11 protein-coding genes are annotated in these 15,394 nt (G+C 56.5%); 5 read left to right on the forward strand and 6 right to left on the reverse strand.

All coding sequences use genetic code 11. The features are described from left to right. Positions 1 to 135 precede the first annotated feature (135 nt). Positions 136 to 2,646 (forward strand): DNA topoisomerase (ATP-hydrolyzing) subunit A, encoded by a 2,511-nt coding sequence (locus tag H6G52_RS15565; protein ID WP_190529504.1) that lies wholly within the window; start codon positions 136 to 138, stop codon positions 2,644 to 2,646. A 48-nt stretch (positions 2,647 to 2,694) separates the two neighbouring features. Here the strand turns inward: H6G52_RS15565 and H6G52_RS15570 are convergent, their stop codons facing one another. The 3 genes from H6G52_RS15570 to infC all read right to left on the reverse strand — a co-directional run bounded on the left by H6G52_RS15570 (position 2,695) and on the right by infC (position 7,138). Further along, entirely contained in the window at positions 2,695 to 3,183 is a 489-nt protein-coding gene (locus H6G52_RS15570; protein WP_099532595.1) for a Crp/Fnr family transcriptional regulator, read from the reverse strand. 209 nt (positions 3,184 to 3,392) lie between these two features. Further along, positions 3,393 to 6,473: an Npt1/Npt2 family nucleotide transporter gene (locus tag H6G52_RS15575; RefSeq protein ID WP_347343156.1), complete on the reverse strand. Its 3,081-nt coding sequence runs from the start codon at positions 6,471 to 6,473 to the stop codon at positions 3,393 to 3,395. Positions 6,474 to 6,595: 122 nt separating this feature from the next. Then, positions 6,596 to 7,138, reverse strand: coding sequence for a translation initiation factor IF-3 (gene infC / locus H6G52_RS15580; protein ID WP_099532596.1), 543 nt, complete (start codon positions 7,136 to 7,138; stop codon positions 6,596 to 6,598). A gap of 468 nt (positions 7,139 to 7,606) precedes the next feature. Between infC and H6G52_RS15585 the strand changes: the two genes are divergently transcribed. Then, positions 7,607 to 8,584, forward strand: a complete 978-nt coding sequence (locus tag H6G52_RS15585) for an alpha/beta fold hydrolase (RefSeq protein ID WP_190529506.1) — start codon at positions 7,607 to 7,609, stop codon at positions 8,582 to 8,584. A gap of 206 nt (positions 8,585 to 8,790) precedes the next feature. Here H6G52_RS15585 and H6G52_RS15590 read toward each other — a convergent pair whose 3' ends face one another. Continuing rightward, positions 8,791 to 9,180 (reverse strand): helix-turn-helix domain-containing protein, encoded by a 390-nt coding sequence (locus tag H6G52_RS15590; protein WP_190529508.1) that lies wholly within the window; start codon positions 9,178 to 9,180, stop codon positions 8,791 to 8,793. A 389-nt stretch (positions 9,181 to 9,569) separates the two neighbouring features. On the opposite strand from H6G52_RS15590, the gene H6G52_RS15595 reads away from it, so the two are divergent. Together H6G52_RS15595 and H6G52_RS15600 are read left to right on the forward strand one after the other, a co-directional pair. Then, the gene (locus tag H6G52_RS15595; protein ID WP_190529510.1) at positions 9,570 to 10,685 is read left to right on the forward strand and encodes an alkene reductase; all 1,116 of its coding nucleotides are present in this window, start codon (positions 9,570 to 9,572) and stop codon (positions 10,683 to 10,685) included. Between the two features lie 223 nt (positions 10,686 to 10,908). Beyond that, the gene (locus H6G52_RS15600) at positions 10,909 to 11,925 is read left to right on the forward strand and encodes a TOBE-like domain-containing protein (protein WP_190529537.1); all 1,017 of its coding nucleotides are present in this window, start codon (positions 10,909 to 10,911) and stop codon (positions 11,923 to 11,925) included. A 117-nt stretch (positions 11,926 to 12,042) separates the two neighbouring features. Here the strand turns inward: H6G52_RS15600 and efeB are convergent, their stop codons facing one another. Both efeB and efeO read right to left on the reverse strand, forming a co-directional pair. Then, positions 12,043 to 13,290: an iron uptake transporter deferrochelatase/peroxidase subunit gene (gene efeB, locus H6G52_RS15605; protein ID WP_190529512.1), complete on the reverse strand. Its 1,248-nt coding sequence runs from the start codon at positions 13,288 to 13,290 to the stop codon at positions 12,043 to 12,045. A 78-nt stretch (positions 13,291 to 13,368) separates the two neighbouring features. After that, positions 13,369 to 14,409, reverse strand: a complete 1,041-nt coding sequence (gene efeO / locus H6G52_RS15610) for an iron uptake system protein EfeO (RefSeq protein ID WP_190529514.1) — start codon at positions 14,407 to 14,409, stop codon at positions 13,369 to 13,371. Between the two features lie 310 nt (positions 14,410 to 14,719). Between efeO and H6G52_RS15615 the strand changes: the two genes are divergently transcribed. Continuing rightward, complete coding sequence (locus tag H6G52_RS15615; protein ID WP_190529516.1) at positions 14,720 to 15,391, forward strand: Fe2+-dependent dioxygenase; 672 nt, start codon at positions 14,720 to 14,722, stop codon at positions 15,389 to 15,391. The last annotated feature ends 3 nt before the right edge of the window (positions 15,392 to 15,394 follow it).

A 15,394-nucleotide genomic window follows, 5' to 3' on the forward strand; every position in this document is an offset into this window, starting at 1 on the left:
AAACGCGAGGCTGTCTAGTTGTTATGCTATGCCTCATTGCTCTTTCCGTGCAAGCGACTGCTGATTAATCCTCGTCTTTCTTGCGATTTTTAATTTCGCTCACCCCTTGGCCGTTTTTTGGACTGGACTCGCCTGATGACCGCGCAACTCAACCTTCTTGGCTCTGGGCAAATCATTCCGACTTCGCTGCATGGGGAAATGCAGCGATCGTATTTGGAATACGCCATGAGTACGATCGTCGGCCGGGCCCTGCCGGATGCGCGGGATGGCCTCAAGCCGGTGCATCGGCGGATTTTGTACGCGATGCATGAGTTGGGGTTAACGCCCGATCGCCCCTTTCGCAAATGTGCCCGGGTGGTGGGGGATGTGTTGGGGAAATATCACCCCCACGGAGACAAGGCGGTTTATGACGCGCTGGTGCGGATGGTGCAGAGCTTTTCCATGCGCTATCCCCTATTGCAGGGCCATGGCAATTTTGGCTCGATCGACGACGATCCACCGGCCGCCATGCGCTATACGGAAACCCGATTGGCGGAAATTGCCCAGGTTTCAGCCCTGGCGAACCTAAGCGAGGCCACCGTTAACTTTGCGCCCAATTTCGACAGTTCCCAACAGGAACCGGTGGTGTTGCCGGTGCAGTTGCCCCTGCTGTTGCTGAATGGCTGTTCGGGCATTGCCGTGGGCATGGCCACCAATATTCCCCCGCACCACCTGGGCGAGTTGGTGGATGGGTTGGTGGCACTGATCGATCGCCCGGACTTAACCGATGCGCAACTGTGGAAACTGATTCCGGGCCCCGACTTCCCCACCGGGGGCGAAATTATCGGCACCAAGGGCATTGAGGATGCCTACCGCACCGGCAAGGGCAGCATTGTCCTGCGGGGGGTGACCCATGTGGAGGAAATTCCCGGCGGGCGGGGTCGCCAAAAACGGACGGCGATCGTGGTGACGGAGCTGCCCTACCAAACCAACAAGGCCAGTTGGCTAGAAAAAATGGCCGAGTTGGTGAACCTGGGCAAGCTGACGGGCATCAGCGACTTGCGGGATGAGAGCGATCGCGACGGAATTCGGGTTGTCATTGAACTGAAGCGGGAGGCGGAACCGGCGGCGGTTTTGAAGCAGCTTTATCGCCAAACGGATTTGCAGTCCACCTTTGGCATGATTCTGCTGGCCATTGTCAATCGCCAGCCCCAGCAGTTGAGCCTGAAACAGGCCCTCCAGGTCTTTTTGGCATTCCGGGAAGAAACCCTCACCAAGCAATTGACGGCCGATCGCGAGCAGGTGGCCGATCGATTGGAGTTGGTGGAAGGGTTAGTGCTGGCCCTGGATCATTTGGATGAAACGATCGAGATTTTGCGGTTTGCCCCGGACGGAACCACCGCCCAGGCACAGTTGGCCGTACGGCTGGGCATGAGCGATTCCCAGGCCCAGGCGGTGTTGGGAATGCCCATGCGGCGACTGACGGGACTGGAGCGCCAAAAGCTGTTGGAGGAACGGGAAACCCTGCGATCGCGCCTAGCAGAGCTGTCGAATTTGCTGGACGATCGACAAGAACGGCTGAAATTTCTGAAAAAAGACCTGCGATCGTTCAAAAAGAAATTTGCCGATCCGCGCCGCACCCGAATTTTGGATGAAGCGACGGTGCAGGCGACCACGGAATCGCCAGCGATAGCGGCTCCCACGGCTCCGGAACCGGCAATTGTGGAACTGAGCGATCGGGGTTATGTGCGGCGGGTTCCGCCCAAGCGACGGCGCAGCGAACCCACGCCGGGCGAGCTGACGGAACGGGACGAGGCCGCCGTACAGACCTTTAATACGCAAACCGATCGGGAATTGTTAGTACTCACCCGATCGGGCAAGGCCTATAGCCTGCGGGTGGGCGACATTCCCCCCATTAGCAAAAAAGCGCCCCGAGGATTGCCCCTGGTCACCCTCCTGCCGGAATCGGCCCGATCGACCGCCCTGCAAAGTGCGGATGATTCGGTGGCGGCCCTGGCCCGGGAAATTGTGGCCGTGTTGTCGCTGGACTTTGCCGATCACTCCAACCCACCCCAGGATTTGATTGTGCTCACTCAGCAAGGGCGGGTAAAGCGCCTGGCACTGGGGGAATTTGAGCGAATTACCGGACGGGGCCTGGTGGCCCTGAAGCTGAAGGAGGGCGATCAGTTGGTGGCCGCCGCCTTGGGATCCGAGGGCGATCGGCTGGTGGTGGCCACTTCCATGGGCCGAGGCATGATTGTGCCCCTGGACGCGGTTACCCTACCGGTCAGCAACCGCAACACCCAAGGAGCCTTGGCCACGAAGGTGAGCCGATCGGAACGGTTGTTGGGCTGTTGCACCTTAAGCCCGGGGCAAACCCTGGCCCTGATCACCGAGCGGGGCTATGGCAAGCAACTACGGGTGGATCGCCTGCGCCTGAATGAATTGGGCGAAGCGGGCAGTAATTTCCTGACCCTAGCCCGGGGCGATCGGCTGGCGGCCATGGCTCCGGTGGCCGATCGCGGCCTGTGGTGGATCAGCACCAACACGGGTCGATCGGGCGGCTTAGCTTGGGCCGATTTCCCCGTTCTGGGCCGCGAAGATCAGGGCGATCGGCTGGTGAAACTGGCCAGCACTGAGGCCATTAGCGGGGCGATCGCCCTGTAGTTCAAGATCTTCACTGGGCGCTTTGTTTAGGCTCGGGCGCGGTTGGCCCTAGCTGTTTTGGGAATTGGACGGCAAGAGGGTTGATCCGGATCCTTTGCCGTCCAATTCGCGACTGGCATTCAGTTTTTGATTCAGCTCCCGAATCCGACGGGAGAGCAGCCGAATCACATTCACCGCAATATCGGGAGTTTCGTCGATCGCGTCGTAGAGCTGCTGTTGGGTCAGCATCAAACATTCGCAGGGTTCGATCGTCGTGACGGAGGCCGATCGGGGTTCCGCATCAAACAGCGACATTTCCCCAAAAAAGGATCCTTTCCCTAGATGGGCCAAATCTCGATCGTTCAGATGCACCCGCACCCGTCCCGACACCACAATGTAGAGCGATCGCCCCTCTTGCCCCTGCGTGAAGATCGTTTGCTTGGCAGAAAACGATAACTCATCCATGCAGGAAGCCAACCGCACGAGGAACTCGTCGCGCAGTTCTTTAAAAATCGGGACTTCGCGGATAAAGAGCAGGCGATCGACGCTAGTGAGCATGAGCGGCTAGGCGCGGTGGGTCAAGCAGCAGGCCCCAGGCGGTCAATGACTCAAAGCTGGTTGATGCACCGCGAGGGCAAGGCTGGAGGTGAAACGACATGATGAAGGCTCAACACCCCGCTATCTTATCCCGCTTTGTGGGAGTGGCGAGTGCTGGGCTGGGGGTTCTTCGCGGGCAGAGTTCAATCAACCCGGAGCCACCCCAGTCCCTAGGCAGGGCCCGAAGCCTCGGCGGACTTGGTGGGCAGGGCAACGCCCAACCCCTGGGCCAGATGTTGTACCTGGGCCAGAACCAGGCGATCGGGATCATGCACCATCCGGGGCAAAATTTCCGCCAACATCCGCTGAGAAGCCAACTCCAAATAGGCTAGCACCGCTTCCCGCACAAAGCCGCGTGGGTGACGCAAACAGGCCAGGGTTTGATCCGTCGTCAAGCTCCAGCGCAAAGACCGCGCCACATGGAAGCAACAGGCCAAGGGCCAATCGGACAGGAAATAGCGCAAATCCAAAAGCCGCCGCACCCGATCGCGCGGGGGCATGGGTTGGTAATGCATCAGCTCATTCACCGCCGCCAGCCGATCGCGATCGTTGGCGGAGTCAAAAATTCCCAACACCGCCCGCTTACTGGGAATATCCAGCGTATTATCCAAAATCTCCAAGCCCCGAGCCACGGACTCCCGCGACCCCGATCGCAAATTGAAGGAAGCCGCTTGAATCGACCCGATCGGGTAGAGGAACTTCATCAGGGAAAAGAGCCGTTCATGGGCATCCTGAATCGAATCGCGCAGGGACTGGCGCAGCAGATCCGCCTCCCGCCCCGTGAGGGACGCTTCCGACAAATCCACCAGCGCCGCCGCCAGTTGCCCCACGTAGCGCAACTCCTGGTCGATCGCCATTTCCACCCCACTTCGCCCAATCCGCCGCAACACGCCCTCAATCCCCGCGTCATCGGGCAGCTTCAGCAGGGTGCGCATAATCGTTTGGCGGGTGGCTCCCCAGGACACCAACAACCGCGACACCAAAATATCCAAGGCTTCTGAGGTGCTAATGCGCCCGATCGCCCCCCAGGCCTGCATCCGCATCAGATCCGGCTTATGGCAGTCCTCCGCCATTTCCAACAGCATCGGCAGCACCTCATGCTCCAGCTTGGTCAACCCGCGCAGGGCCGATTCCCGGGTGCTCTTGTAATTCAGTCCCCGCAACAGGGCCGGGTAATAGTCTTCCAGCCGGGCCGAGGCAATCACTTCCAGCAGGGCGCAACGCACCTCCACCGATGAATCTTGAAGCAAATCCGGCACATACAACCGCAGGGCCTGGAGATAGGCCGCCTCGCCCAAGGCCCGACAACCCATCACCCGCTCTCGCACATCGCCGCTGGTGAGCATTCGGCGCAAACTGTTGGTGGCTTCGGCCTTTTGGCTCGCGGATCCTCGGCGCATGATTAACGAGGCCGCCGTGCCCCGCACCATGGGATCCACCTCCGGCCGCAGGTAGGGCTGCAAATGGCGCACATCCTGATCGGATTCCGTAATCCAGACGTAGCGCAGGGCCGCCGCCAGTACCTCCGGCGGTGGTTGCTGCACAATCAGGGCCCGCACTTGCGCGAGATAGTCCGTTTGGGGCCGCTCCAGCATCACTTCCAAACATTGCTTTTGCAGCACGGGCGGAAACCCGGTCAGCAGGGGAGCCAGCACTTCACTGGCCCGCTCGGGGTCAATGCGGCTCAGGAGTTCAATGCACGATCGCTTATCTTCGGGGGTGGTTCCCGGTTGCACCAGGGCCTCAATCACCGCCTGGCGCAGGGTGGAAGAGTCCACATCCATCGTGCCCAGCCGGCCCCGCTCGGCGCTGATCACCAACAGGCTGATGTAGCGAGATCGCAACCCCAACACCGCCACCACCCAGAGCACCGCCAAAATGACGATCGCCCCCAGCACAATCCAGCTTTGGGCTTCCAGGTAGTCCGGTGGTAAAAAGTGCTTGCAAACAAACACCGTCCCCAAAATCAGCAGCCCCGCCAGCCCCGTGGAGAGCGACTCAAACACACCGCGAACCCGGGCTTGGATGCTGCCCCGTACGCTGTCGGGAATGGGCTGGAACAGCACTGGGTTGGTGCTGGCAAAGAGGGTGTAGCGCAGCAGCTCATCCATGAACTTCAGGCCGATCGCCCCAAGGAACGCGCCCGAAAATCCATGGGCCGCTAGCGGAATGCTCAGCAGGGCCAAAACCCCAGAAATCAGCACCGCCGTGGGCAAAATGGCCGCCGATCGAAACAGACCAATCCGCTCGATCGCCCGGCTGGACACCAGCCATTGGGTCAGCAACTCCGCCAACCCCAACACCCCGTTAAACAGGCCCAAAAAACTGGCAATCTCGCTGGCCACGTCACCCCCGGTGCCCGTGCCCGCCGTCGTTTTGCTCTGCAACTCCAGTCGATCAAAAAACTGAAATTCCACCAGCAGAAACAACACCTGCGCCAGCATGAAAAAGGCCACCAGCCAGCCCGCATAGCTGCGCAGGGGCCCCTGCAGCCGGCGATTGGAATCCGCCTGGGACTCTTCGGTGTAGCGACTGGGGGAATCGGGGAAGGCCTGACTGTAGGCCCGGCCCAGATAAAACAAAATGCCGCCCCCAAAGGCGATCGTGGCGGCTGCCAACAGCAACACATTCGGCAGCCCCACCCAATCCAATAGCACCGGCAGCGAAAAACCGCTGATCACATCCGCCACCAGCACACCACTGCTGATGAGGGGATAGGTGCGTTTAATTTCCCGAATGTTAAAAAGCTGGTTGGCGGTGATGGAGGTGTTGATGTCGTTGAGCACATAGGTCACATCCAGCCACAGCCGCATCACAAAAACCGTGATCGCCGCCAGGTGCTCAATACCCAATCCCGCCCGAAAGGCCACCAGGGGCAGGGCAATCAAAATCGGAATCAAGACGATCGTCTGACGCAGGGGAATAACCTTCTGCATCAGGGAATAGGCAAAGCCCATCAAGGCACCGATCGCCGCGTTGCCCAAATAAATGAGCGGCAGGCCCACGGCCCCGTAGCGATCGACAAACAGACCCGCCGTGCTGTTATCCAGCCAACTCAACCCCACGGTGGTGGTGGTGTAGAAGGCGAACATCAACCAAGTGCGTTCCCCTTCTTCGGGCCGAAGGTTCAGCCAGCGCAGCACCTGTTGCCATGCGCCGCCTCGGGTTCCCTGATAGTTGGCATCCATGGGCGATCGGTCAATCAAATGGAGTGGGCGGACGGGCAAGGGCAGAGGGGCGCGCGATCGCACGCCCCCCACCACACAAGGGTGACAAAACCATGGACGGCTCGTCAATCTAATGATCACGGCTGGGCCCAGGGGCCCCCGCGTGCCATCACCCAGTTTTCACCCCTGGCCATCCTTGCCGAAGGTTACTTTTCCCGCTTGGGTGACAGCAGCATCATCATATTGCGGCCTTCCCGCTTCGGTGCTTGCTGCACCTCAGCCACTTCTTGCAGATCCTGCATCATTTGATTGAGCAAGGTTTCCGCCAGGTGGGCGTGCTGAATTTCCCGCCCCCGGAAGGTGATCGTAGCCTTCACTTTGTCGCCGGCCTTGAGGAAGCGTTCAGCGGCGCGGATCCGCACTTGGTAATCGTGCGGGTCGATTTTGTAGCGCATCTTGACTTCTTTCACGTCAGCCGTATGCTGCTTCTTCTTGGCCTCGCGCGCCTTCTTTTCTTGCTCAAACTTATATTTGCCGTAGTCCATGATCCGGCAAACGGGCGGCACGGCCTTGTCACTAATCAGCACGAGGTCTAGTTCCTTTTCCTCGGCCATGCGGCGTGCGTCGTAGGTGGGGATGATTCCAACCTGTGCGCCGTCTGCATCAATCAGGCGCACTTCGGGAAAGCGGATGTTTTCGTTGATGGGGGGAAGATTCGCGGGTTTGCGTTTGTCGATGACTGGTGGCATTGGTGAAATGGATTCTGGGGTAGCGCGATCGCTGTGAATGGAGCTTTTGAAGTTTGTTTAGGCTGGGCCAGCGTTGCTAGGGCGGGAAACAGCCGATCGCATGGGGCGATTGAGGCGATTTGCTTCCGTCTTAGCACGATCGAGCAATCAATTGAATGGTGTCGAACGGTATTGAACCATTCAGCGTCTGGCTGCTGCGGGACAGACTTGGCCCAAAACAACAGAGACTGCCACCTATTTTACTCTGTGCCAGGGGTGGATGGGATGAGGGACTTTTCGGGCGATCGCGCCTTGGAAATAGGGGGTTTGATCGGCTAAGGTGCAGCTAAGGATGTCAATAAACTCGCAAGATTTCTTAGTATTTGATCCAGGCAACTGAATCATGATGGTCTTTGTGATCCAGTGCCTCGATCGAGGCCATTCGATCATCAAGGCCGCTCGATCAAAAGTATTCGGCCACAGCACCCCATGAACGCAACTCCACTGGCCACGACCGACCCGCAACCCCCAGTCCCTCAATGCCCGGCGCGATCGTGGGTCGATCGCGTGGGCGATCGGCGTGATTGGGTTTGGCGCGGTTGGTCAACCCGCTACAGCTTCCTGCCCGGCCCGGCGGTGAATGGCGGGCCGCCCATTTTGTTGCTGCATGGGTTTGGGGCCTCGATCGGCTATTGGCGCTCCAACATGGAAGCCCTGGCCACTCACCACCCGGTTTATGCCCTCGATTTGGTCGGCTTTGGCGCATCCTGCAAACCATCGGTGGCCTACGATGCCTACTTTTGGGCGGAGCAGGTGCGGGAGTTTTGGCAAACCTTCATTGGGGTTCCGGCGGTGGTGGTGGGCAACTCGATCGGCTCGGCCATTGCCCTCACGGTGGCGGAATGCTACCCCGAAATGGTTTGTGGGGCTGTGGCCATTAGCTTGCCCGATCCATCCATGCGCGAGGAAATTATTCCCAGGGCCCTGCGCCCGCTGGTGCTGGGGCTGGAGGCTTTGGTGGCTTCTCCCTGGCTGTTGCAGGCTGTTTTTTATGGGGTGCGCCGGCCGGCTGTGGTGCGGCGCTGGGCTGGCTTGGCTTGGGGAGATCCCGGAGCGATCGATCCGGAGTTGGTGGAAATTTTGACGGAGCCGGCCCGCGATCGGGGAGCGGCCCGAACCTTTACCCAAATCATCCGCGCCATGGCCAGCAGCCGGTTTTCGCCCCCCATTCGGCGGGTGTTGAACCACATCCAAATTCCGGTGCTTCTGTTGTGGGGCACGCGCGATCGACTCATCCCCTTCGCCCTCTCCCAACAATTTGTTGGCTGTTCACCGCGTTTGGAATTTGTGCCGATCGAGGGAGCGGGTCATTGTCCCCACGATGAAGCGCCCGATCGAGTGAATGCCCTCTTGCGCCAATGGCTCGATCGACTGGGGCGATCGGCCGACGCGGCAGGAGAACCCTAGGGAATTGCTGGCCGTTGCGCGAAACCCAACCGCAAATCGCCCTGGATTTAGGCCCACGTCTCACATAAATTTAGTGCTAGTCGGCTCATTGGGGTCATGCAGATTACCCAATAGCTAATTATTTCCAAATTCATCATTTTTGAGTCATTTTTGAGCCATTTTGAGCGATTCTTTGAGCCATTTATTAATTCATAAATCATTTCGTCTCATTTTTGAAGCGACTCTGAAGTGTCATTGGCCAGTTGGTTTCGAGCCGCCAAAACTTCAGAAAAATGCGCTCGCGACCAATTTGCAATTTCCATCAACGGCTCAATCAAACTCAATCCCAACTCCGAAAGTGAATATTCCACATTAGCAGGAGTGCCCGACAAAACCCGTCGATTCACCAGTCCGTTAACCACCAAACTCTTGAGAGATTGCGTTAAAACCTTCTGCGAAATGCCATCTATTCGGCGATGAATTTCGCCGTACCGTTTTGGCCCATAGGCCAAGCAATACAAAATGATGACAACCCACTTGTGCGCCACAATGTCTAGCACTTGCTGAGTAGGGCAATTCAGCGTGAACAGGTCTGGTTCAGGAAATTGACGAATCATGCCAGAGGTCACGCACCATTTGGTGCCTTATTGTTTCCTTCGGAAAAAGATTCTATACTAACCCCGCTGCTGTCAAGCCCAATTGACTAACTTGCTTTTTGGTTAAACCTTCATGCCATTGAAAGCATCTACCTTAGCAATTGAGGTCAACCCTGAAATAGGCAATTGCTTAGCTACAATAAAGCTCAAATTTAGTCGAATCAGATCGTTTTTAATAGTCTTTTGATCGTAATTTTTATCAGTTCTGAGTTTAGCTGCAAAACAAGTTCTCGGAGAGATTAAAAAGACCAGAAAAATACTAGACCCAAGCATTCAGAAAATTCGAGCACCGTCACAGCAATTTCTTGAGCATTAATTTCTTGAGCATTTTTGGAAGTGAGGCAACGAATATGAACCCGTCCACTCATCTATTTACGCCCATGCAGTTGGGAGCGTTGCTCTTGCCCAACCGAATCGTGATGGCTCCCATGACCCGTCTTCGAGCGATCGACTCGATCCCTTCATCCTTAATGGCAACCTATTACGCTCAGCGGGCTTCTGCGGGACTGATCGTAACTGAATGCACAATGATTTCTCCTCTGAGTAATGGTTACATTAACTGTCCTGGTGTTTACTCCGAAGCCCAAGTGGCCGGCTGGCAACAGGTTACTGATGCAGTACACAACCAAGGAGGGCGAATTTTTCTGCAATTGTGGCATAGCGGCCGCATTGCTCATCCGGCACTGTTGGGTGGAGAAACACCTGTGGCTCCCAGCGCGATCGCGGCGATCGGGACATTGCATACGCCGATTGGAAAAGTCAGCTTGGAAACGCCGCGCGCCCTTGAAATCGATGAAATTTCGGTCATTATCGAGCAGTTTACTCAAGGGGCTAAAAATGCGATCAGGGCTGGTTTTGATGGCGTAGAGCTACATGGCGCTTTTGGATATCTTATTGATCAGTTTTTGCAGGATGAATCGAACCAACGAACTGATCGATATGGTGGTTCGATTGAAAATCGATCGCGCTTTGCACTGGAGGTTGTTGAATCTATTTGTAGCGCTATTGGGGGCGATCGCGTTGGGATCAAGCTATCTCCTAGTAACACATTTTATGGAATGCGAGACTCCGATCCCCAAGCCTTATTTAGCTATTTGCTTTTCGCCCTCAACGCCTTCAATTTAGCCTATGTTCATTTGATGGAGCCGAATGAGACTGATTTGGCAACCGATGCCGTTTTAAATCCCGTTTTGGCAACCTTACGATCGAACTATCAAGGAACTATCATCACCAACGGTAATTACGATCGCCTCAGCGCGGCACAAGTGCTTGAATCGGGTTTGGCGGAACTGGTTTCATTTGGCAGGCCCTTCATTTCCAATCCTGACTTACCCGAACGTTTGGCGATCAATGCAGATTTAAATCCGCCAGATTTCAAAACATTCTACGGAAAGGGCGATCAAGATTTGCATATCGGCTACACGGACTATCCAACGCTCGCCGATCAAGGGCATAGCCCTGTTTAGGGACTTTTTTGAGATGTTTCAAGGAGACTAGCATCCTGCATCGCAGTTAAATCAATCGGTTAAATCAACCGATTGATTTAACCGGTTGAAGTTGCGCCCTGAGCCGACTGGAATTTAACTCCAAACTCCGGTAACACGACCGAGAAAGTGGAGATTTTTAGTCGATCGGCCACCTATCCATTGCATAATGGGGTCAACCTTTCGCATCGGGAGCAACGGCATCGTGGGCATCGTCGTAGAAAACGTCACCAAACGCTTTGGCGATTTCCTGGCCGTCGATAACGTCAGCCTTAGCTTAGAGTCCGGTTCGCTGGTGGCCCTGTTGGGTGCGTCGGGATCCGGTAAATCAACCCTGTTGCGGTTGATTGCCGGCCTCGAAAAGCCGGACAGCGGGCGAATTTGGCTCACCGGCAAAGATGCCACCGACCAAACCGTACAAGAGCGCAACATCGGCTTTGTGTTTCAGCACTACGCCCTGTTTAAGCACATGACCGTGCGCCAAAACATTGGCTTTGGGTTGGAATTGCAAAAGACCGATCGCGCCAAGGTGCGCCAGCGCGTCGATGAGCTACTGGAGTTGGTGCAGCTTTCGGGGTTGGGCGATCGCTACCCCTCCCAACTGTCCGGCGGCCAACGGCAGCGGGTGGCCCTGGCGCGGGCGTTGGCTGTGGAACCGAAGGTGTTGCTGTTGGATGAACCCTTTGGGGCATTGGATGCGAGGGTGCGCAAGGATTTGCGGGCCTGGTTACGGCGTTTGCACGATGAAGTGCATGTGACCACGGTTTTTGTGACCCACGACCAAGAGGAAGCGATGGAAGTGGCCGATGAAATCGTGATTGTGAATCATGGGCGGATTGAACAAATTGGCTCGCCCGCTGAAATTTACGATCGCCCCGCCACGCCTTTTGTGATGAAGTTCATCGGGCCGGTGAACATTCTGCCCAGCGATTCCCAAATCTTCCAGGCTCACGGCATTGATTCCACGGAGCCGGAAATTTTCCTGCGGCCCCATGATGTGGTGATTGAACTAGCACCAGACAAGGCCACGGCTCCGGCCCGCGTTAGTCGGCTGGTGCATTTGGGGTGGGAAATTCAGGCGGAATTGGTGTTGGATGATGGGCAGGTGATGACGGCCCATCTGACGCGGGAACGATTTGATGAATTAGATCTTTCGCCCCAGCAACGGGTTTACGTCAAGCCCAAGGGAGCAAAGGCATTTCCGCTGCATTATTCGATCTAGCTCTGTCCAATTCGGCCTGAATCACCTTGCTTAATGAATTCATTCAATCAATTGATTTGATCGATTGGTTGGGTCAATGCGCCTTAAGCTGCGCCGTCTAAATTACACCGATTGCCATTACACCGATTGCAAGAGAGACTGACCCAAGTAACTGTCGCGATCGGGCACTCCAGGAAGGGCAAAGAAATAGCCGCCCCCGATCGGCTTAATGTATTCCTCCAAGGGTTCACCATTCAGCCGATTTTGAATGGCTTCAAAGCCAGTTTTCACATCCTGTTGAAAGGCTAAAAAGAGCAAGCCCATGTCCAACTGACCGGCGCGATCGATATCGCGGGAATAGTGGAATCCTTTGCGCAAAATTTGATGCTCTCCCATGCCGGGATTGCGCGGGTTTGCCAACCGAATATGGGAATCGAGGGGAATTGCTTTGCCGGCCCGTTGATAGTTTGGAATCTCTTCCTCGTGGCGGTAACCCAAGGGCGCACCGCTACTGCGCGATCGCCCCATCACCGCTTCTTGCTCATCCAAGGGAGTTCGATCCCAAAACTCCACAAACATCCGAATAATTCGCACCACGTGATAGGAACCGCCGACCGTCCAGGCCGGTTCTGGGCTGTTACGAGAAACCCAAACCAATCGGTTCATTAACTTCTCGTCTTTCGGGTTCGGGTTCACCGTGCCGTCCTTGAACCCCAACAGGTTGCGCACGGTAGTGCGGCGGGGATGGGGATCGCGATCGGGCTGCTGGAAACCGGTCATTTGCCAACGCAAAACCACCAACCCCGACAACTGCTTCAGGATGTCGCGGAGGGCGTGGATGTTGGTTTCTTCGTGGTTGGCGCAAAACTGCAAGAGCAAGTCGCCATGGCAAAGCTGGGGATCGAGGCGATCGTTCGGGAAATTGGGCATTTCCGTCAAATGACGCGGTTTGGCGGCGGCCAGGCCGTAGCGTTGGTCAAACAGAGAAGCTCCCACGGAAACGGTGACCGTGAGCCGATCGGCGGGAAATTCATCGCCCAAAATACCGGAGCCGCTGGGGGGATAGCGCTGATCCAAGGGCTTCAGGGCACCACCGGCCATCAAATAGGCAATGCGATCGGTCAGGGTTTGAAACAGTTGAGTCAGTTCCTGGCGATCGCGTGCGGTCACGTCCAAAGCCACCACCAAAGCAGCGGCCACATCCGGTGTGGCGATGCCCGGTTGGTGAGGGCCCCAAAAGGGAATCGCCTCCGCCAGGGCAGCGGCTTCGGAGCGATCACCCCACCAACGCTGACCTTGCCACAGGCCCAGGCCTGCACCAACGGCGATCGCCAATCCCCGTCCCAGGAGTTGCCGCCGACTCCAGGAAAAGCGTGGTTTTACCATGAATCTTCCCTCAGAAATTTCCTCAAAAACGATGTTTGCTCCGTTGGTATAGCAGGCAGGAATAACGGTTATTTAGCCCTAAACACCGATTACGCCCCGTAGTTTGGAAATGTTTTCCGCAAGCTTGGCCAAATCTGCCTGTAAGCGCTTTTTGTCGGCGGCCGAAAGCTTGTCGTAGGTCATGAAGTCGCCATTGGGCAGCTTATATTTCTCCAAAACCTGATTCACGGCCGCAAAATCCCGATCGACCCGTTGCAGCACCGTGGGCTGAATTCGCTGCACCATGGGCCGCACCAAATCCACAACCTTTTGGGAGCCTTCCAAGTTGGCGCGGAAAGACCAAAAATCCAGACGGCTGTAGCGATCTTCCTCGCCGGTAATTTTGCCCAGGGAGACTTCTTCAATCAGTTCCGAAGCCCCGCGAACCATATCCCTCGGCTCAATTTCCAAAGAAGCCACGCAGGTTTTTAGACCCTGAAGATCCGTCATTAGCTTGCGGGCAAAGGGTTCATAGCCTTTGGTGGTGTTGTATTTAAACAACCCCATTTCAATGCGGTGGAAACCTGTGAATGCCGGGTCGTCTTCCCCTTTAAAGTCATCCACCCGCGCATCGATCGCCCCATCCAGAGCCGCAAAGGACGAGGCGATCGGCTCAATGCGTTCCCAACCCAACCGCGATGAGCCATACACCGCTTTCGCCCCCGACACATCTCCGGCAATTACCCGATCGGTAAACACCTTCGTATCGGTCACCAGGCGATCGACCTCTTGCACCACATAGGTCTTGTAATCGGCCACCGCTTTCTGAAGCTCCTCTGGCTTAATGGCCGGGTTCGGTGTGACCGCAGCACTGCTGTCTTCGGCCCCTTCGCCACCTTCACCACCTTCACCGCCTTCGCCGCCTTCACCGCCAGCGCCCCGCCGACAGGGATCCAGTTCCGAAGCCACCGCCCCAGGCGAGGCCGTTGCGGAAGCCACGGGAGATTCAGCCCCAGGCGAGGCCGCTTCTTGGGTTGAGACCGCTGCAGTTTGCTGAGGGGCAACCGCACAGCCCGTGGGACTCAGGGCCGTTAACAGATATGCACCAATGCCAACCCAAAGTTTTGTCTTATTTTTCATGGCTGCTGAAGTCTGATGGCTAAAGATCCGATCGCCAGGGGCAACGATTGCTAGGCAGAGGGTGCTTGGGCGCGCCGATTGGCCCCTCCAGAAATTGGAGCGGAGATCAAAAATTGCGAATTACTTGCAAGAGTATAACAGGTGCTTGTCCCGCTTCCTGGAACCAGACTAGAGCAGCCGCGATCGGGAAAATGCTTGTATTTCTTGAAGCTGAGCATTTTTGGAGTTCACCCTGCTCCAGAGACCTCAGCCGCTTACTGCCAAACTGTAGTAATTTTTCTAAGAAAAAGATCTGCAATTAAAAAGACTAATGATTATTTCTATTGCTAATGTGCTGAGCGCGGCGGAACTGGCCACCATTGAGGCGCAACTGGCAGGCGCAACATTTATTGACGGCCAGGCCACCGCTGGCTGGCACGCCAAGCTCGTGAAGCAAAACACCCAACTGGCCAGCACAGACCCCGCCTTTGGCCCCTTGCGAACGTTGGTGCAACAGGCCCTATGGCGCAATCCGTTGTTTCAAATGGCAGCGCTGCCCAAGGCAATCGGGCCGATTTTGTTCAGTCGCTACGAAACGGGCATGGCCTACGGCAGCCACGTGGACAACGCTTTCATGGGCAGTGATCCCAGGATTCGATCGGACTTGTCTCTCACCCTGTTTTTGCGATCGCCCGAAACCTACAGCGGTGGCGAATTGGTGATTGAAACCACCAATGGCGAAGAAACCTTCAAGCTCGCAGCCGGGGCCATGGTGCTCTATCCCTCCTCCACCCTGCACCGCGTGGAGGCGATCGCCCAAGGTGTGCGACTGGTGGCCGTCACTTGGATCCAAAGTCTTGTTAAAGATCCTGCCGAGCGAGAGCTGCTCTTTGACCTGGACACCGCCCGCCAATCGCTATTTGCCAAAACCGGCAAAACGCCCGAGTTTGACCTCATTGCCAAAACCCATGCCAACCTGCTTCGGAAATGGGGAGAACTCTAGCCA

The sequence above is a fragment of the Limnothrix sp. FACHB-881 genome, assembly GCF_014698135.1.
Lineage (GTDB): Bacteria > Cyanobacteriota > Cyanobacteriia > CACIAM-69d > CACIAM-69d > CACIAM-69d.